The sequence below is a fragment of the Longimicrobium sp. genome (assembly GCF_036399935.1).
Lineage (GTDB): Bacteria > Gemmatimonadota > Gemmatimonadetes > Longimicrobiales > Longimicrobiaceae > Longimicrobium.
The window spans coordinates 99,076-117,644 of record NZ_DASWMD010000054.1; the positions used below are offsets into that span (position 1 = coordinate 99,076).

An 18,569-nucleotide genomic window follows, 5' to 3' on the forward strand; every position below is an offset into this window, starting at 1 on the left:
GGGAGGGTGGGCGCGTGACCCCGGGGCCCCCGGCAGGCGCCCCGCTGGACGTCGCGGCCACCGTGCGCTCGGCGCAGGGTGGAGACCGCGCCGCGTTTGGGCTGCTGTACGAGCGGTACGCGCGCATGGTGCACGGCGTGCTGCTTTCGCACGCCCGCGCCGACGACGTCCACGACCTGGTGCAGGACGTGTTCGTGGCCGCGATGGGAAAGCTCCACACGCTTCGCGAGCCGGAAACGGTGGGGGCGTGGCTGGCGGCCGTCGCACGGAACGTCGCCCGGATGCACCACCGGGCACACCGGCCGTCGGAAGAGCTTTCGGACCAGATCGCCGCCACCGGCGCCCCGCCGGACGGCGCACTGGGCCACGCCGACGTGATGGCCGCGCTTCGCCGCCTGCCCGAGCGCCTGCGCGAGCCGCTCGTCCTTCGCCTGGTGGAGGAGATGAGCGGCGAGGAGATCGCCGAGCAGACCGGGCTTTCGCACGGCACCGTCCGGGTTTACCTGCACCATGGGTTCGCGCAGCTGCGAAGCCTGCTGGGAGAGAGCCATGCCTGAAAACGACTACCTCTGGGATCCCGGGGCCCGCCCCGATCCGGAGATCGAGCGGCTGGAAAAGGCGCTGGCCCCGCTGCGGTACCAGCCAGCGCCGTTCGCGGCTCCTTCCGCGGAACGGACGGGCCGGCGCCGGTGGTTCCGTCCCGCCGCGGGGCTGGCCGCGGCGGCCGTGCTCGCGGCCGTGGTGGCGGGGAGCGTCGCGCGGTCGCTCGACGCGCCGTGGACGGTCAGGCGCATGCAGGGCGTCGTCATGGCGGGGGGCCAGCCGGTCTCCGACACGCCGGGTGGCGACGTGCTCCGCGAGCAGGAGTGGGTGGAAACCGGGAGCGGCGGCGCCGCCCGCATCAAGGTGGGAAGGATCGGCAGGGCGGAACTGGGCCCGGGGTCGCGCGCGCGGCTGGTCAGGGCCGAAGGCGCGGAGCACCGGATGGCGATGGACCGGGGAACGCTCCACGCCCGCATCTGGGCCCCGCCGCGCTTCTTTCTCGTGGAGACGCCCAGCGCCCTCGCCATCGACCTGGGCTGCATCTACACGCTGTCGCTGGACGAGAACGGCGCGGGCGTGCTGCGGGTGGAATCGGGAGAGGTGGAGCTGGTGGAGGGGAGCCGCCGCGCCGTGGTCCTGGCCGGCAACGAGGCGACCCTTACCCCCGGTGCCGGGCCGGGGCTTCCCTACCCCGTTCGCGCGGGCCCGGCGTTTCGGCGGGCGCTGCGCGGATACGAGGCGCGGGAGGACGCGGAGGCGCTCCAGGTCCTCCTCGCCGCGTCGGACGCGGGGACCACCATCACGCTCTGGCACCTTCTTCAGCGTGTCGCTCCGGCCGAACGCCGCCTGGTCTACGCGCGCCTGGTGCAGCTTGCCCCGCCTCCCGCGGGCGTCACGGACAGCGCGGCGCTGGAGCTGGATCCACGCGCGATGCTGCGCTGGCGCCGCAGCCTGGAGCGGTCGTGGACCACCGAGTCCGTTCCCGTCTGGAAGCGGACGTGGCGGCGGGCGTGGTCGTACGTGATGCACCGGTGAGCGGGTGCCGGCTTCCGTCGATGGCGGGGGAAGAATCGCGGGGTGATGCGGCATCTTGACGGCCGGGCAGCTGCGGGGGTATACATCAGCGTACGATATATCAATGACGGATACATCGTACGCTGACACATCCCACCCCCGGTACCCTCATGCGATCCCTGCTCATCAGTGCCGTGGCCGCCGCGCTCCTCGTGTTCGGCGGCGCGCAGGAACTCTACGTACGCGGAATCCAGGGCGGCGAAGTGCAGCCGTTCTGGACCGGCGTCTGGGGCGCGGGGAGCACCGTGGCGCTCCTGCTGGCCGCGGCGGCACGGTGGCGGCGCGTGCACTGGGCCACCACCGCGGTACGGGCCGCCGCGCTGCTGGTGATTGCCGTGCACCTGTACGGCGCGATGAACGCGGACCGCAACGTGGGCCCGTTCGCGGCGCTGGTCGCGATCGGGTGGAGCGCGGGCATGCTGCTGGTGACGCTGCGGCGGGGCGACGGGGCGGTGCGGCCCTCGCGCGCAGCCGCCCGGTGACGGGCCCCGGCCGAGGTTCGCCAGGGACGCGCCGGGTGGCGGCGCTCCCCCTCGTCCTGCTGATCGCCGCATGCTCGGGGCGCGGCCGCGCGTGCGATTCGTCCGTCGCCGTCCCTCCCGGCTTCTGTGCCGAGCTCTTCGCCGACGACGCCGGCCCCGCGCGGCACCTGGCCGTGGCGCCCTGGGGCGACGTGTACGTGGCGCGCTGGCGCGAGGGCTCCCGCGACGGAGGGGTGCTCGCCCTTCGCGACACCGACGGCGACGGCCGCGCGGACGTGCGCGCCACCTTCGGTCCCGAGGCGGGGTCCGGCATCGCGCTGGGCGGCGGATACCTGTTCCTGGGCGCCTGGAGACGGGTGTACCGGTGGAGGCTGCACCCGGACAGCCTGGTTCCGCGGGAGCGCGCGCAGACGGTGGTGGATGGCATTCCGGAGCTGGAGCACGGCGCCAGGAGCCTTGCGCTGGGAACGGACGGCGCGCTGTACGTGAACGTGGGGGCGCCGTCCAACGCCTGCGAGCGCGATTACCGGGGCCGGGACTTTCGAGGCGCCGCGCCGTGCGGGGAGCTGCTCACCAGCGGGGGCGTGTGGCGCTTTCCCGGCGCGCTGGGGCCCGTTCCCCAGCCCTTCTCGCCCACGCTTTCCACCCGCTTCGCGACGGGGCTCCGGCACTCGGTCGCGCTGGGGGTGGACCCGGGCGACGGAAGCGTGTACGCGGCTCCCCACGGCATCGACCACCTGGACCGCTGGTGGCCCGAAGCGGGATACACCGCGCGGGACGCGGCGGCCAAACCGGCGGAGACGCTGTTCCGGATCCGCGCCGGTGGAGACTACGGCTTCCCCTACTGCATGTTCGATCCCGCCGCCGGCCAGATGGTGCGCGCGCCCGCCTACGGGGGATCGGCCCGCCCTCCGGTGGCGTGCACGGGGGCGGAGAGCCCGGTCGCCACCTTCGATGCCCACTCCGCGCCCATGGCCATCGCCGTCCACCCGGGACGCGGGGTGCCCGCGCGGTATCGCGGCGGGATGTTCGTGGCGCTTCACGGGTCGCTGTTCCGCCACCCCCTGGAGCCCACGGGCTACGCGGTCGTCTTCCTTCCCCGTACGCCCGCCGGTTTCGGCCCCGCCGAACCCTTCCTGCAGGGCGCCGGCCGCGGCCGCCCCTGGAGCTCGCCCCGCCCGCGGCCCAGCGGGCTGGCCGTGGGGCCGGATGGATCGCTGTACGTTTCCGACGACGCCCGGGGGCGGGTGTGGCGCATCCGCTGGCGCGGGGAGCGGCGGCGGTAGGATCTCCTATGAGGATCGGCAGTGCAGGCTTCGCGATCATCCTCGCCTCGCTCGCCGGTGGGGAACCCGCGCGGGCACACGCCGGGGAGGTGCGGGTGCGCACCCACTCGGAATCCGCGCTCGAGCGGCGGGGCCGGGGGCAGCTGCTTCGGCTGCCTGGCACGTATGACGTCGGGCCGTGGCTGTTCACCCGCGACGTGGTCAATCCAGTCTCGCGTCATTCCCCACAGCCAACCTGTCCTGACGCTCGACCCGCAGTACCTTGAAGACGACGGCCGGCAGCTCGCGGCGTTCGTGCACGGAGCGGTTGCACTGGCTCGTGGAGAGCCGGGCCGGCGGGAGAGAGGCCGCGATCCGCGAGCTGCGCCGGATCGGCCCGGCAGCCACTCCAGGCTTTGGCCAGTTGTACAACCCGACTGAAGGAGGCTGGAATGACGGGGGCGTTTTCTCGAGGTCCTGCGTTTGCCGGCGCGCTGCTGTGCGCATTGCTTCCGAGTGCACTGTGGTCGCAGGCGGTCGAGGCCCGCACCCTCCCCAACGGCTTGTTGATCGTCGCCATCACCACCGCGCCGCGTACACTGGACGTCACCACGGCCTACTTTGCCGGGTACCGCGACGAGCATGCCAGCCACCGCGGGCTGGCGCACCTGATGGAACATCTCGCGATGCGCGAGACCACGTCGTCTCCCTCCATCGCTGCCGAGCTTCACAAAGCCGGCATCAGCGCGGGCGCGAGCACCTCGGCCGCATTCACCGCCTTCAACGCGTCGAGTCCCGATGCGTCGGCGTCGGCGCTTGGCGCCATCCTGCACCATGAAGCACTTCGCATGGGGGAGCTGGCGCTGCTGCCCTCCACGATCGACGCCGAACGACGAAGGATCCAGATCGAAGTCGCCGGGAGCGGCCGTGCGGACACGGTGTCCGCCGCGGGTGTTCTCTTCGCGGGGTCCCGGCTCGCGTCGGTGTCCTCGCACGATGGCCTGAGCCGTATCGACCACGCTTCGCTGAAAACCTTCTACGATCGGTTCTACGGCCCCGCCAACTGCATGATCGTCATCAGCTCTCCGCTCCCCGCTCGCGAAGTTCTCGGGATGGCCGGCGAGATCCTGGGCGGCGTCCGTTCGCGAATGCCGGCCCCGCCACGGCCCGTACATCGGGACAGCGTTCGCATCGTCCACGGGGCTTACAGGGCCGCGGGTGGGGCGGGCAGCGGCACCGCTGTCGCCTCGTTTGCCGCGCCCGGGATTCAGCACCGGGACCGGCCGTTGCTCGAGCGCGAGCTGGCGCGGTGGCAGCAGGAACTGGAGTCTGTTCCGCCGGAAAGCGCGGCAGTCCGGGTGGAGCTCACCGCCGACGCGCCGGCGTCCGTCATTCGGATTCGGGCGACCGCCGGCGACCACGCGACCGCCGCGCGGGTGCTTCAGCGGGTCCTCGACGACAAGCGGCGCGCTTCCGCGGCTCCCGCTCTGGCTCCGCGCTCCGCCAGGCTGACGCCTTCGGCGCTGATCGCGTGTGAAGCAGCGGGCGACTGGCGCTACTGCCTCGGCTCCGCCCAGGACTCGGCCACGATGGGGCGGGAGCGGACGCTGCTCTCCGGCCTGCTCGCCGACCTGCCGGACCGAACGGCACTGTGGCCGTCCGCCCTGCGGGAGCCCCCGGAGCAGACATCGCCATCCACACCGGCCGCAGCTGTAGCGTCCGCGGGCGCGGCAGAAGGGTGGACGAGCCCCTCGTGGGGTGAGCGGTGGTTGGTGAGCACTCGAGGGATCCGGTGGACCTCCGCGAGCGGGGGTATCGCCGATTCAGCCGCGGTCGCCGCGTCCTTCACGCCGGACCTGTCTCGCGCTAGCCATGTGGACGTGGCGGCGCTGGAGGTACTCGCGCGGATCTTCGGCTCGCTTCGGATCGGCGGCACGATGCTGAGGGATACCCTCGCCGCGCTGGGCGCTGCTCCGACGATCCGGTCGCTGCCCTATCCGCCGCTGGCGACGACGGACGCGTTCCGTACCCTCGGCGTCGCGCCCACCCCCATCGGCCTGCTCGCTCTGGAGCTGGCTGCCGTGGTGCCTCGCGGCCGCGCCGGCGCGGTGCTGCACCTGTTGACGAACGCAATCGGGGACCTGGAAGTAGACTCCGCGGCATTCGAGGCAGAGCGCGCGCGGCAGCAGCGGCTGCTCGCGGAGGCCGCCCGGGAGCCGAATGCCCGCGCCGAGACGACGTTCCGGCACCTGGTCGGATCGGAGCGCGCACGAGGGATGTGGCAGCCCCAGCCGCTCGAAGCACAACTGCGTACGATGAACGAGCTTCACGTTCGCGACGTGCGGGCGATGCTCGAACGGCTGCCGGAACCGTCGTCGATGCGCCTGGTGCTCCTCGGTGCCGACACGGCCGAGGCGTCCGAGTGGCTGGGTGCATCCTCCCCCAACCGCGCTGGCGCCGGTGAGGGCCGCCGCGGAGGGGCTTCCTGTTCGGCCCGTGCCCCGGACGCCCCTGATGCGCCTCCACCCGCAACTTCGGTCTTCGTCGCGGCCTGCCTCCCGTGGGGCAACGGCAGCTCCGTTCCGCCCGCCGCAGCGATTGCCAACGCGCTCATCGGCGGGCGTGAAGATGCCGCCCTTGCGCGCAGGCTGCGTGGCGAGACCGGGTTGGCGTACGACTTCGAAAGCCGGATGATCCCGGTTCACACGGAGGGCACCACGATCTGGCAGCTGCGTGCAGGCACGAAGGCGGGTGATGCAGATACGGTCGTTGCCGAGGTGCGGTCGGTGCTGACGCAGCTGCTTGGCGATGAGCGGCTCGGCGCGACCATCGAAGAGTTCCGCGAGTGGCTTGCCGTACAGCGTCTCGGTGCGGCGCGGGACCCCCGCCGCTGGGCTGCATCGGTGCTCTGGAACGGGTATCCCCCCGATCGCGGCGCGGACATGATCCGTTCCACGCCCACGAGCGAAGTCGTAGAGATCCTCCGCGCGCTTTCGACGTCGCCGCTGCTCACCGTTCCGGCGGTACGGCGCAACTGAGCCCGGGGGCGAGGCCGCCCTTGACGAAAAGTGAGTGCGCTCATATTTATTGATGAGCGCACTCATTTTTGAGTGGGCGGCGTGTGCACCTCTCGCTCGAAAGGACCGGGACCCATGCAGGATCCATTCACGGACGACGTGCCTCCGGAGCCGCACTCCACCCCCGCGGCGGTGCGCCCCATCTCGGGGCGGCGGGCGCGCAACAAGACGGCGACGCGCGAGAGCATCGTGTCCGCAGCGCTGGAGCTGTTCGAAAGCAAGGGATTCGAGGCGACGACCACGCGCGAGATCGCCATGAAGGCTGGGGTGGCCGAAGGCACGGTCTTCAACTACTTCGAAACCAAGGACGACATCGCGCTTCACTTCTTCGAGGCCGAGGTGGACCACGCCATCGCCACCGTGCGCGCCGACCCCACGCTGAAAGGCGCCGCGCTCGAGGAAAAGCTCTTCGCGCTGGTGCACAGCCAGATCGAGTACCTGGCACCCTACGAAAGCTTCATCGGCGCCGCCTTCGTGCGGGCGCTCCGGCCGTCGTCCAAGCTGGCGCTCAGCCCGCGCGCGCTGGAGCTGCGGGCCCGGTACCTGGACTTCGTGCAGGACCTGATCGAGGAGTCGCTGCCCAAGCGGCGCGCGCGCCAGCTCGGCTGGATCGCACCCCAGGCGTTCTGGATCTACTACCTGGGCGTGCTCCTGTACTGGCTTCACGATTCCTCGCCGGCCAAGCAGAACACGCTCGCCTTCCTGGACCGCTCGCTCCGCTTCGGGACGGCGTTCCTGCGCGAAGGGGGGATCTGATGGCGGGCGACGAGGGCGCCGCGCGGAGAGCGCTGCGGATGGCGGCGATGAGCGCGGGGGTGAGCGGCAGCTACATCGGCTACCTGGTGCAGCGGATGTTCCTGGGCGAGGAGGAGCGCGCCGAGAAGCTTCGCGCCACGCATGCACGCGCGGGGCGGCAGATGACGGGAGGGCTGCTTTCGCTCCGCGGGCCGGCCATGAAGCTGGGACAGGCGCTCAGCCTGCAGGGGGACGTGCTCCCCGAGGAGATGCTCGCCGAGCTGGGGCGGCTGCAGATGGAGGCGCCCGGGATGCACCCTTCCCTGGTCAGGGCGCAGTTCCGCTCCACCCTGGGCCGCAACCCCGAGCAGGTGTTCGCGGAGTTCGACGCCACCCCGTTCGCGGCCGCCTCGCTGGGCCAGGTGCACGCGGCGGTTACGCACGCGGGCGACGAGGTGGCCGTGAAGGTCCAGTACCCCGGGATCGGCGACGCCATCGCCAGCGACTTCCGGCTGCTGCGCACGGTGTCGCTGCCGGCCAAGCTGTCGAAAGTGCTCTCGGCGGAGCTGCTGGACGAGCTGGAAAGGGAGATCGTGGCCGAGACGGACTACGTACGCGAGGCCGGGAACATCGAGTTCTTCGCGACGGGCCTGCAGCCGCTGGGGTTCGTGTCCGTTCCCGCCGTGTACCGGGACCTTTCGGCGGAGCGCGTGCTTACGATGTCGCGGCTGAAAGGCGAGCACCTGGACGACGTGCTGGACCGCGGCCCCTCGCGCGAAACCCGGGACCGCATCGGCGCGAACCTGCTGGAGCTGTACTACTTCCAGCTCCTGCACATGAAGGCCTTCCACGCCGACCCGCACTGGGGGAACTACCTGTTCCACGACGACGGCTCCATCGGCATGGTGGATTTCGGCTGCGTGAAGTACGTGCCCCCCCGGTTCGTGGAGAACCTCCGCAAGATCTTCCTGTACCCGGGCCCGCGGGACTCCGACGAGTTCCGCGCCCTCCTGGCCGAGCGGTACTCGCTGTACGGAAAGCGGCTGGGCGATGCCACCATGCGGGCGCTGGTGCAGTTCTCGGAGCGCTTCTACGGCCGCGTGTACCCCCCCGACGACGACGAACGCGCATTCGACTTTTCCGACGCCGAGTTTCTTCGCGACTACGCGGCAGAGTCGCTTCGGCTGACCCGCGCCGGCGGTGCGCTCCCGGAGTACGTGTTCCTCGCGCGCGCCGAAGCCGGGCTGTACCAGACGCTCCACCGGCTGGGCGCGCGGGTACGTACCAGCCAGATCGTGCGCCGCTACCTGCGGGATTGATGGACACGGATGCTGGTTCCGCCCTGGCCGGCGGCGAGCCGTGGCGGCTTCCGGCGCACCGGCTGGCGGCGGACATCGCCGCGGGACGGATTGCTTCGGCGGAGGTCGTCGCGGCACACCTGGAGCGGATCGGGCGGCTGAACGGGGGCCTGAACGCGCTCGTTTCCCTCGACGCCGCCCGCGCCACGCGCCGGGCCGCCGAAGCCGACGCCGCGCTCCGCCGCGGCGAATCGTGGGGGGCGCTGCACGGGGTGCCCGTCACCATCAAGGACACCTTCGACGTCGCCGGCCTGCGGACCACCTACGGCTGCAGGATCACGAGCGGCAACGTGCCCCCGTGGAGCGCGACCGTCGTGGAGCGGCTGGCCCACGCGGGGGCCATCGTGCTGGGCCACAGCAACGTTCCCGAGAACGCGCACGACTGGCAGTGCGTGAGCCCCATCTTCGGACGCACGCTCAACCCGTGGAACCCGGACCGCACCTGCGGCGGAAGCTCGGGCGGGGGCGCGGCGGCCGTCGCGGCGGGGCTGTCGCCGCTCGACGTCGGGAGCGACGCCGCGGGCTCGCTTCGCGTGCCGGCCCACTTCTGCGGGGTGTACGCGCTGAAGCCGACGGAGAACCGGGTGCCGGCGACCGGCCATTCGGTGATCCCGGGAATGCTGCGCTTCTTTCGCCGGATCGCATGCTACGGTCCCATCGCCCGGACCGTGGCGGACCTTCGGCTCGTGCTGGGGCTCATCGAGGGCCCCGACGGCCGCGACTGGGAGGTGCCCCCCGCCCCCCCGCCCCCCGTCCGCACGGGCGGAGCCCGGCGCTTCGCCCTGGGCCTCGGGCCCTTTCCCCTGGACGACGGCTCCCGGGCCGTGATCGCCCGGGCCGTGGCGCGCCTGAGGGAGGCCGGCCACACCGTCCACGAAGGCACGCCCCCCGGGCTGGACGCAGCGCTGGACGTCTGGGGGAGGATCCTGGGCGCCGAGGTGGGCGGCGCCATGCCCGCGCCGCTGCGCGTCGCGTGGCGGGCCGCCGTGGGCCCCCGCCACGGCCGCAGCGCGTGGAGCCGTGGCTACGCGGCCGGCCTCGGGGGCAGGATGAGGGGGTACGAGCTGGCGCTGGAGCGGCGGGACGAGCTCATCACCGCCGCCGACACCTTCCTTGCCACCTGTGATGCCTGGCTGTGCCCCGCCGCCGCCACGCCGGCGTTCACCCACCGGCGCACGGGAGCCCCGATCCGGGTGAACGGAAGCAAGCAGTCCTACTCGCTGGCGAACGGTGCCTGGGCATGCGCCGTTGGGGTGCTGGGTGTGCCCGTGGTTTCCGTTCCGGCCGGGGTGGACGGCGAGGGCATGCCCGTGGGCCTGCAGGTGGTCGGGCGGCGCTGGCACGACCTCGAGCTGCTGGACGCCGCCGAGGCCGTGGAGCAGGCCTTGGGCGGGTTCCACCCCCCGCCCGCGTTCTCGTCCTGACCGTTGCGCGCGCCGAGGGGCCGCCGGGCTTCGATTCATCACGCCACGCCGGGCGCGCCGAACCCGTCCTTGTAGCCATGGGTACGAACGCCTTGGCAGAACACCGCGTTGCTGGAGAAAATGACCGCGCCCTGCCCCCACTGCGCCTCCCGGCTCACCTCCGTTTCCGGCGCCGCGCCGACCCGCCGGACAGCGCATCCCGGAGAGGCGGAGCGCCGCCGGCACCTGCTCCTGCGAACCGGCGACGTCCTCCGGCTGGTCAGGGTCGATGACATCGACTGGGTCGAGGCTGACGGCCACCACGTGCGGATCTGCGTCGCGGGCCAAACGATCATTGTGCGCGGAAAGCTCACGGCGCTCGAACAGGAGCTGGACCCCATCCTGTTCCTTCGCATCCACCGATCGACGATCGTGAACCTGGACCGCATCGTGGAACTTCGGCACTGGTTTGGAGGAGATTACAACGTCGTGCTGCGGGACGGGAAGGTTCTCAAGCTGAGCCGCAGCTACCGGAGCCGCCTCGAACCGTACTTTCTCGCGGGGCCGGACGCAGAGCCGCCAGCCGCTCCGGCGGATGACCCGGCAGGAGACGATTCAGCGGCGCAGGCGGAACGCTGAGGGAATCGGGCCCCGTGCATTCGGGGAACCGTCTCCCACGCTCCGGGTTTGAGATGCACCGCCGGGGGGTGGCCGGTGCGTCTTCCTCGCAGGCGCCCATCCACGCCCACTCTCTCCTGCCCCCCCGATGCCCACACTCATCGAAAGCCGGTTCGAAGCGTTTCGAGCCGCGCACCCGCCGATTCACGTTCCTCATCCCGAGCCCTGGACCTATATCCGCGGGGGCGGGGAAGGCCCAGCGGTGCTGCTGCTGGGGGGCGCGCTCGGCGTGGCGGAGTTCGCGTTCACGGCCATCACCGCCCTCGAGCGCAAGGCCAGGGTGATTGCGCCCGACTACCCGGCTGCTCCGGACCTGGATTCCCTGGTACGAGGGCTGGCCGCCGTCCTGGACCACGCGGGGGTGGATCGCGCGGTGGTCGCCGGAGGGTCGTATGGCGGGCTCGTCGCGCAGGCATTCGCGAGGCTGCACCCGGAGCGGACGCATTCGCTCATCCTTTCTCACACCGGTGCGCCCCGGCCGATGCGCGGACGACGATGGGCGGTCCGGCTGCTCGACCGGGTCCCCGAGGTGGTGCTTCGGGCCCTTCTGCGGCGGCGGCTGGCGACGGTGCTGCGGGGCGCGGATCCGTTCTGGCTCGAGCAGTTTCACGCGATCGTTTCCGGGCTTTCAGGCGCGGCGATCCTGAGCCGCGTTCGCATTGCCGCCGAGGCCGGCGACCGCTTCGGCAGCGAGCCCCTGGGGCCGGTGCCGTACCCGGTGCTGATCGTGGAGGCGGACGACGATCCGTTCTTTCCGCCGGCGGAGCGGGCCGCCCTGCACCGTCTCTACCCCGGCGCCGAAGTGCACACCTTCCACGGTACGGGCCACCTTGCGGCGGTGGTCGCCTCCGAACGCTTCGCCTCCGTTCTCCTGGATTTCATGTCCAGGCACGGTGCCCCGGGCCAACGAGAACCTTGACCTCCTCCGCGGGGCATGTTAGTGTACTGACAGGATGTCAATGCACTAACATGGAAGGATGTGGATGTCCGCTCCCTCGCAGTTCGACCTGGGGCGCCGCGAGCGCCAGATCATGGACGTGGTGTTCCGGCTGGGCCGGGCCACGGCCCAGGAGGTCCTGGCCGAGCTGCCGGACCCGCCCAGCAACTCGGCCATCCGGGGGATGCTCCGGCTGCTCGAGGAGAAAGGCTACCTGACGCACGAGCAGGACGGGCCCCGCTACGTGTACCTGCCGACCGCGGAGCCCGAGGAAGTGAGCCAGACCGCCCTCCAGCACCTGGTGCAGACCTTTTTCGGCAATTCGCGCGCGTCGGCCGTGGCGGCGCTGCTGGACCTTCCCCACCAGCCGCTTTCCGACGACGAGTACCATCGGCTTTCCCGCCTGCTGGACGAAGCCCGCGACGCTGGAGACGACAAATGACTCCGCCCCCCATTTCCGCCGCCGAAGCGCTCGCGGTGCTCGGCCTGCTCGCCAAGGCCACGCTGGTGGTGGCCGTCGCCGGCCTGGCGGCCGCCTGCCTGCTGCACCGCGGCGCCTCGGCCGCCACGCGCCACATGGTGTGGGCGCTCGCCATCGGGGCGGTGCTGTCGCTTCCCGTGCTGTCGGTGCTCCTCCCCGGCTGGCGGGTGGCGGTGCTGAGGGAGGCGGAGCCGGCTCCCGCGTCCTTCTCCGCTCCCGCCGGTCCGCTGCCGGCCGCACCGGCCGCGATGGAGGACGAGGCGGCGAGTGGACGGCCCGCGGCGGCCGCGCCCGCCAGCGTGCCCGCCGCCCCCGCGCCCATCGGCGTGGAGTGGCTGCTGGCCGGGCTCTACGCGCTGGTCGCGCTGGCGCTGGCCGCGCGGGTGGTGGCGGGGCGGTGGAGCGTGGCGCGCCTGGCGCGGAGCGCCACGCCGCTGGATTCGCCCGAGTGGCGGGAGCTGCTGCGCGACCTGGTGTGGGTGGCCGAGGTGGAGCGCCCCGTTCGCCTGCTGCGGAGCGGCCGCGCCACCATGCCCATGACGTGGGGAACGCGGCGCCCCGTGGTGCTCCTTCCCGCGGCGGCGGACGGCTGGTCGGCGGAGCGGCGCCGCGTGGTGCTGCTGCACGAGCTCGCCCACGTGGCACGGCGCGACTGCCTGCTGCAGACGCTGGCCGCCCTGGCGTGCGCCCTGTACTGGGTGCACCCCGGCGTGTGGTACGCCGCCCGGCGGATGCGCGCCGAGCGCGAGCTGGCGTGCGACGATCGCGTGCTTGCGGCCGGCACCCGCGCGCGGAGCTACGCGGCGCACCTGCTGGAGGTGGCGCGCGCCTTTCGGCCGGACGGGGGCGCGTCGCCCGTGGCCGTGAGCATGGCGCGCCCGTCGCAGCTGGAAGGGCGCATGCTGGCGGTGCTGGACGCGGTGCGCAGCCGCCGCGCCCCGTCGCGGGCGGCGAGCGCCGCGGCTGCCGCCGTCGCGCTGGCCCTTTCCGGCCTGGTGGCCGCGGTGCACCCGGCGGTGGCGAAGGCGCGTCCCCCGGCGGCGCCGGCGGGGGTGCGGCAGGCGCAGGAGCACGTGGTGGAGCGCACCGTCGCGGCGCGGCCGGGCGGGCGGCTGGAGCTGGTGATGGACGACGAGGCCGCGGTGGAGGTGACGGGGTGGGAGCGCGACGCGGTCTTCGTGCACGCCGAGTTCACCGGCCCGCGGGCGCGCGAGGGGCGGGTGGATGCCGTCGCGGCCGCGGGGGGCGTGCGGGTGACCGGGCGCCGCCCGGGCGGGGCCGGCCGCCACGACAAGCTGCGGATCTGGGTTCCGCGGCACTTCGACGTGGCCGTGCGCTCGCGCGGCGGCGGCGTGTCCATCCGCGAGGTGGAGGGCCGCTTCACCGGGACCTCGGGCGGCGACGGACTGCACCTGGACCGGCTGCGCGGGACGGTGGACTTCGCCAGCGAGGGCGGCGGCGTGATGATCGCCCGGTCGCGCCTGGACGGGGAGATCCGCACCGCGGGCGCGGGCGCGCTCCTGGACCGCGTGACGGGCGGGGTGAACGTGGTGAGCGGCGGCGGGGCGGTGGTGCGCGGGCGGGTCGATACGGGGGACGGCGACGAGGAGTATCCCGCCCCGGCGAACGAGCAGCGCGTCCGCGTGTTCCCGGACCCCGATCCGGACCCGAACCCGGACCCGCAGATCGAGCTGGACTGCACCGCGGGCACCTGCACCGTCGTCCAGGAGTGGAAGAAGCCGCCGGGTGCCCGCGCCGGCAGGAACGGACTGGCGTTCGTCACCGGGACGAGCGAAGAGCGGCGGGCCGCGGTCGAGGCGATCGCCCGCAACGCGCCCCCCGCGGCCGCTGCCGAGGCGCTGGAGCGGCTCGCCTTCCAGGAGACGGACCCGGAGGTGCAGCGCGAGGCCGCCGAGTCGCTCGCCGGCTTGCCGGGCGGGGCGGGGCTCGCGGGGCTACTGAAGATCGCCCGCGTGCACTCCAGCGAGGAGGCGCGCCGCGAGGCCGCCGAAGGGCTGGGGGTGCTGGCCACGGATGAGGCCATCGCCGGGCTCCGGCGCATGGTGGCGAACGACCCCGACGACAGCGTGCAGGGCGAGGCCGTCGAGGCGATGGCCGGCATCCTGGGGCGCGGCGACGTCCCCGCCCGGACGCGCCAGGAGGTGCGCGCCGCGCTGCGCGAAATCGCACGATCGCACCCGGCCGCGAGCGTACGGGCCCGTGCGCGCGCCGAGACGACCGACCCGCCGCGCGAAATTTCGGCGGCGCAGCCCACGGGGGAGCGGCTTCCGCTGGCGCCCGGCGCGCGCGAGCTGGCACTGCGCAACGCGGGGAGCGCGTCGGGCGCGGATGCGGCGGCCATCCGCCGGCTGCGCCCGGCGCTCGACCACACCCCGGCGAGCGCCATGGACCTGGTGCGGGAGCGCGCCACCTGGGCGCTCGCGCAGGTGCGCGGGGGCGAGCTCATCCGCCCCCTCTCCGCGGCACTGGGCGACGGGGACTGGCGGGTGCGCGCCTACGCCGCCTGGGCGCTCGGGGCCGCGGGGGAGCGCAGGGGGGTGAACGCGCTCACCGGCGCCCTGGCAGACCCGCACTGGCGCGTTCGCGCGAACGCCGCATCGGCGCTGGCGCAGGTGCCTGACACGCGGGCGGTGACGGCCCTCGGCGCGGTGCTGCGCGACCCCGCCTGGCAGGTGCGGGCCGGCGCCGTCGAAGCGCTGGGCGCCATCGGCGACGTCCGCGCCCTCGCGATGGTGGAGCCGCTGCTGCGCGATCCGCACGTGGCCGTGCGCGGCGCCGCGGAACCCGTCATCGCTCACCTCCGAAGCTCACGCGCGCGCGGGTAGCCCCCGCGCCCCGCCTTCCACTCGAAAGCGTACCAGCATGCTAAAAATTTCGCATCTCCGCGCGGCCGTCGCGCTCCTTTGGGGTCTGGCCACCGCTGACGCGACCGCCGCGGAGGCACAGACGCTCGCGCGGCAGGTGGCGGCGAACCGCGACGGCACCGTGCTGATCCACTTCGACGCGGCGCCGGGGGCGTGCGGCGACGGCCGCGCGGTGATCGGCCGGCGCCTGGCGGGCGGCGGCGTGGCGCTCTTCGTCCCCAACCTGACGCATCTCCCCCACGACGCGGAGGCGGCGTGCACCCCCGGGCCGGTGCGCGTGGCGCTGGGGATGGCGGGCGGGCGCGTGGCCTCGGTGCGCGCCACCGCGGGACCTGCTCCCGGGGCGGCGGCGGTCGCGGTTTCCCCGGCCGATGCGAGTGCCTTCCTGCTGGACGTGGCCATGCGGAGCGACGGCCAGGTCGCGCGGGGAGCGCTGGTGCCCGTCTTCCTTCTGGACGGCGAACCGGTGTGGCGGGGGCTGCTGCGCGTGGCGCGGTCGGCACGGGCGCAGGAGGCGCGGAGCATGGCGGCCAAGGAACTGGGGCGGCGCGCGGCGGCCACCATCCGGGGCGCCGAGCGGGGAGACCGCGCCGACACGGAGCTTTCCCGGAAGAACGGCGGCGAGGAGGAGTGGCTCGCCATCGCCACCCGCGACGGGAACCCGGCACGCCGGCGCGCCGCGCTGCAGCTGCTGGGCAAGGAAGGCACCCCGCGGGCGCTGGACCTCTTCGAATCCATCCTGTCCCGCGCGCGATGAGCGCCGCGGCCCCCCACCCACGTCCCGAGGCAGCCATGCGCCGGATCCATCTCACGTTCCTCCTTCTCCTCGTCTGCGCCCCGGCCGCCCTGGCCCAGGTCCCCGCCGACTCCACCCGCGCGGCCACGCGCGCCGTCCGCGCCGCGCGGGTGAGCGGGCCGGTCCGCGTGGACGGCCGGCTGGACGAGGCCGCATGGGCCGCGGCGGGGGTCGCGGACGCGTTCACGGAAAGCTATCCCACCCCGCGGGCCCCGGCGCGGGAGCGCACCGAGGCCCGCATCCTCTTCGACGACCAGGCGGTGTACGTGGGCGTGCGGATGTACGACGCGCGCCCGGACTCCATCGCGGCCCAGCTCGCCCGGCGCGACGCCTCGGGGATCTACTCGGACTGGGTGCACGTGATCCTGGACACGTACCACGACCGCCGCACGGGCTTCCGCTTTTCGGTGAACCCCCGCGGGGTGAAGAAGGACGTCTTCCACTTCGACGACACCAACGAGGACCTGAGCTGGGACGCCGTGTGGGAGGTGGCCACCCTGGTGGACTCGGCGGGGTGGACGGCGGAGTACCGCATTCCGCTCTCGCAGCTGCGCTACGGGCGGCGCGAGCCGGCGGCGGGGCGCGTGTGGGGGGTGCAGGTGCAGCGCGACGTGGCCCGGCGCGAGGAGCGCACCTCCTGGTCGCCGTGGACGCAGAGCGAGGGCGGCTTCGTGTCACGCTTCGGCGACCTGGCGGGGCTGGACGGGCTGCGCACCCCGCGCCGCCTGGAGATCCAGCCGTACACCAGCGCGCGCATGGACCGCGCCCCCGGCGGCGACGCGGCGAACCCGTTCTACCGGCCCAACGACCTGACCGCGTCGGCCGGCGTGGACGTCAAGTACGGCCTTCCCTCGGGGCTTACGCTCACGGCCACGGTAAACCCCGACTTCGGCCAGGTGGAGGTGGACCCGGCGGTGGTTAACCTGAGCGCGTTCGAGGTGCAGTTCCCGGAGCGGCGCCCGTTCTTCACCGAGGGAACCGACATCTTCCGCTTCGGGCACCCCACCAACTCCTTCAACAACTACCAGTTCACGCAGCCCTTCTACTCGCGGCGCATCGGGCGGCGGCCGCAGCGCACCCTGTCGGGGCGGCTGGGCGAGGACGACGTGCTCTTTTCCGACGCGCCCGAGCAGACGACGATCGCCGCGGCGGCCAAGCTCAGCGGCCGCACCCGCGGCGGATGGTCCATCGGGCTCCTGGACGCCGTCACCACCCGCGAGAACGGCGCCTTCCTGGGCCGGCGCGTGGTGGCCGGCGACACGGTGCTGCGCGAGGGCTCGGCGCCGGTGGAGCCGCTTTCCAACTACTTCGCCGGGCGCGTGCGGCGCGACCTGCGGGGCGGGCAGAGCGTGGCGGGCGCCATGGTCACGGCCATCCACCGCGATTTGGGCGAGCCTGCGCTGGGCGCAATGCTGCGCTCGTCGGCGTACATGGGCGGCGTGGACTTCGACCACTCGTGGGGAAACCGCACCTGGAGCCTGAACGGGTTCGCGTCGGCGAGCACGGTGGCGGGGGAGCGCGGCGTGATCACGGCCGCGCAGAACGCATCCACCCGCTACTTCGCCCGGCCCGACGCGGACCACCTGCGCCTGGACAGCGCCGCCACCCGGCTGGCCGGGTACGCGGGCGCGCTGGCCCTGGCCAAAACCAGCGGCAAGCACTGGCTGGGCTCGCTCACCTTCCAGACGGTGAGCCCCGGCTTCGAGGTGAACGACGCCGGCTTCCAGACCCGCGCCGACTACCGCTCGCTTTCCACCTTCCTGATGTACCGCGAGACGCGCGCGGGGCGCCGGTTTCGCAACTACAACGTGTTCGCGTTCAGCAACCACGCCGTGAACTTCGGTGGCGACCGCATCTTCGAGGGGTACAACCTGGGCGGCAACGTGCAGCTCGCCAACTTCTGGTCGCTGGGCGGGCGCGTGGGCGGCAGTCCGGAGGTGGACAACGACCGCCTGACGCGCGGCGGGCCGCTGGCCAGCGTGCCGGCGCAGTGGAGCACGGGGCTGAACCTGCGGTCCGACAGCCGCAAGCGGGTGATCGGGGGGCTGAACCTGAGCTACCGCACCGACACCTCGGGCGAGTTCGACCACGTGGTGGGGGTGACGCTGGATGCGCGCCCCAGCTCGGCGGTCCGGGTGAGGCTGGAGCCGCAGTGGATCAACGAAAAGGACACGGACCAGTTCGTCCGCTCCCTGGCCGACACGCTGGCGCAGGAAACCTTCGGCCGCCGCTACGTGTTCGCCGACCTGGAGCAGACCACCGTGGCGGTGGGCACGCGCGTGGACTGGACGTTCACCCCCCGGCTCAGCCTGGAGCTGTTCGCGCAGCCCTTCTTCGTGCGGGGCGACTTCCGCGAGTACAAGGAGTTCCAGACCCCCGGCGAGTACCGCTTCCGCGTTTACGGACGCGACGGCGGCACGGCGGTGCGCAACGACACCACCGGCGTGCTCACGGTGGACCCGGATGGCGGCGCGGGCCCGGCGGCCCCCTTCCAGGTGGCGCGCGGCTTCGGCGAGCGCGACTTCGCGCTGCGCAGCGTGCGGGGGAACGCGGTGCTGCGCTGGGAATACCGTCCCGGCTCGGTGCTCTTCTTCGTGTGGCAGCAGGACCGCAGCGGGCTGGACTTCACCGGCGACTTCATGGATGCGCGCAACGACGGCTCCATCTTCCGCGACCCCGCGCGCAACATCTTCATGGTGAAGGCGACGTACTGGATCGGGAGCTGAACCACGGGCGGCACCGCGCCCTCCCCCGTTCACGCCGGACCCGTCCCGCTCGCGCCCATCGCGATCCCACCCGGGCCAGGTTCGTTGGTAGCCATCTGCACTCGCGGTATGGTTGAGGCACCCCCCGGG

Annotated in this window: 14 protein-coding genes; all 14 read left to right on the forward strand. The window is 73.0% G+C overall.

Annotated features, from left to right (window positions below):
- The first annotated feature begins 14 nt into the window (after positions 1-14).
- The 14 genes from VGB24_RS16770 (at position 15) to VGB24_RS16835 (ending at position 18,440) form a co-directional block, all read left to right on the forward strand.
- Positions 15-557, forward strand: a complete 543-nt coding sequence (locus VGB24_RS16770) for a sigma-70 family RNA polymerase sigma factor (protein WP_331074096.1) — start codon at positions 15-17, stop codon at positions 555-557.
- Positions 550-1,578, forward strand: coding sequence for a hypothetical protein (locus VGB24_RS16775; RefSeq protein WP_331074097.1), 1,029 nt, complete (start codon positions 550-552; stop codon positions 1,576-1,578). Before VGB24_RS16770 ends, VGB24_RS16775 begins: the two co-directional genes overlap by 8 nt.
- Before the next feature lie 149 nt (positions 1,579-1,727).
- Positions 1,728-2,099 carry a hypothetical protein gene (locus VGB24_RS16780; protein WP_331074098.1) on the forward strand — a complete coding sequence of 124 codons (372 nt, stop codon included), beginning with the start codon at positions 1,728-1,730 and terminating at the stop codon, positions 2,097-2,099.
- A gap of 35 nt (positions 2,100-2,134) precedes the next feature.
- On the forward strand, positions 2,135-3,385 hold the full coding sequence (locus VGB24_RS16785; protein ID WP_331074099.1) for a hypothetical protein: 1,251 nt from the start codon (positions 2,135-2,137) through the stop codon (positions 3,383-3,385).
- A 431-nt stretch (positions 3,386-3,816) separates the two neighbouring features.
- Positions 3,817-6,402, forward strand: coding sequence for a M16 family metallopeptidase (locus VGB24_RS16790; protein ID WP_331074100.1), 2,586 nt, complete (start codon positions 3,817-3,819; stop codon positions 6,400-6,402).
- A gap of 114 nt (positions 6,403-6,516) precedes the next feature.
- A complete protein-coding gene (locus VGB24_RS16795) occupies positions 6,517-7,197 on the forward strand; it encodes a TetR family transcriptional regulator (RefSeq protein WP_331074101.1) in 681 nt (226 codons plus the stop codon).
- Positions 7,197-8,495 carry an AarF/ABC1/UbiB kinase family protein gene (locus tag VGB24_RS16800; protein ID WP_331074102.1) on the forward strand — a complete coding sequence of 433 codons (1,299 nt, stop codon included), beginning with the start codon at positions 7,197-7,199 and terminating at the stop codon, positions 8,493-8,495. The genes VGB24_RS16795 and VGB24_RS16800 overlap by 1 nt, the downstream gene beginning before the upstream one ends.
- Positions 8,495-9,958 (forward strand): amidase, encoded by a 1,464-nt coding sequence (locus VGB24_RS16805; RefSeq protein ID WP_331074103.1) that lies wholly within the window; start codon positions 8,495-8,497, stop codon positions 9,956-9,958. The genes VGB24_RS16800 and VGB24_RS16805 overlap by 1 nt, the downstream gene beginning before the upstream one ends.
- Positions 9,959-10,078: 120 nt before the next feature.
- Positions 10,079-10,576 (forward strand): LytTR family DNA-binding domain-containing protein, encoded by a 498-nt coding sequence (locus VGB24_RS16810; protein ID WP_331074104.1) that lies wholly within the window; start codon positions 10,079-10,081, stop codon positions 10,574-10,576.
- Between the two features lie 241 nt (positions 10,577-10,817).
- On the forward strand, positions 10,818-11,534 hold the full coding sequence (locus VGB24_RS16815; protein WP_331074105.1) for an alpha/beta hydrolase: 717 nt from the start codon (positions 10,818-10,820) through the stop codon (positions 11,532-11,534).
- Between the two features lie 64 nt (positions 11,535-11,598).
- The gene (locus VGB24_RS16820; protein WP_331024257.1) at positions 11,599-11,994 is read left to right on the forward strand and encodes a BlaI/MecI/CopY family transcriptional regulator; all 396 of its coding nucleotides are present in this window, start codon (positions 11,599-11,601) and stop codon (positions 11,992-11,994) included.
- Entirely contained in the window at positions 11,991-14,879 is a 2,889-nt protein-coding gene (locus tag VGB24_RS16825; protein ID WP_331074106.1) for a HEAT repeat domain-containing protein, read from the forward strand. The genes VGB24_RS16820 and VGB24_RS16825 overlap by 4 nt, the downstream gene beginning before the upstream one ends.
- Before the next feature lie 37 nt (positions 14,880-14,916).
- Positions 14,917-15,675 (forward strand): hypothetical protein, encoded by a 759-nt coding sequence (locus tag VGB24_RS16830; RefSeq protein ID WP_331074107.1) that lies wholly within the window; start codon positions 14,917-14,919, stop codon positions 15,673-15,675.
- Positions 15,676-15,710: 35 nt separating this feature from the next.
- On the forward strand, positions 15,711-18,440 hold the full coding sequence (locus tag VGB24_RS16835; RefSeq protein ID WP_331074108.1) for a DUF5916 domain-containing protein: 2,730 nt from the start codon (positions 15,711-15,713) through the stop codon (positions 18,438-18,440).
- Positions 18,441-18,569 lie beyond the last annotated feature (129 nt).

What these genes read in the sequence shown, in the direction of transcription:
- VGB24_RS16790 (WP_331074100.1), top strand. Translation starts at nt 3,817, where the DNA reads ATGACGGGGGCGTTTTCTCGAGGTCCTGCGTTTGCCGGCGCGCTGCTG.
- VGB24_RS16825 (WP_331074106.1), top strand. Translation starts at nt 11,991, where the DNA reads ATGACTCCGCCCCCCATTTCCGCCGCCGAAGCGCTCGCGGTGCTCGGC.
- VGB24_RS16805 (WP_331074103.1), top strand. Translation starts at nt 8,495, where the DNA reads ATGGACACGGATGCTGGTTCCGCCCTGGCCGGCGGCGAGCCGTGGCGG.
- VGB24_RS16810 (WP_331074104.1), top strand. Translation starts at nt 10,079, where the DNA reads ATGACCGCGCCCTGCCCCCACTGCGCCTCCCGGCTCACCTCCGTTTCC.
- VGB24_RS16835 (WP_331074108.1), top strand. Translation starts at nt 15,711, where the DNA reads ATGCGCCGGATCCATCTCACGTTCCTCCTTCTCCTCGTCTGCGCCCCG.
- VGB24_RS16830 (WP_331074107.1), top strand. Translation starts at nt 14,917, where the DNA reads ATGCTAAAAATTTCGCATCTCCGCGCGGCCGTCGCGCTCCTTTGGGGT.
- VGB24_RS16820 (WP_331024257.1), top strand. Translation starts at nt 11,599, where the DNA reads ATGTCCGCTCCCTCGCAGTTCGACCTGGGGCGCCGCGAGCGCCAGATC.
- VGB24_RS16795 (WP_331074101.1), top strand. Translation starts at nt 6,517, where the DNA reads ATGCAGGATCCATTCACGGACGACGTGCCTCCGGAGCCGCACTCCACC.
- VGB24_RS16775 (WP_331074097.1), top strand. Translation starts at nt 550, where the DNA reads ATGCCTGAAAACGACTACCTCTGGGATCCCGGGGCCCGCCCCGATCCG.
- VGB24_RS16780 (WP_331074098.1), top strand. Translation starts at nt 1,728, where the DNA reads ATGCGATCCCTGCTCATCAGTGCCGTGGCCGCCGCGCTCCTCGTGTTC.
- VGB24_RS16800 (WP_331074102.1), top strand. Translation starts at nt 7,197, where the DNA reads ATGGCGGGCGACGAGGGCGCCGCGCGGAGAGCGCTGCGGATGGCGGCG.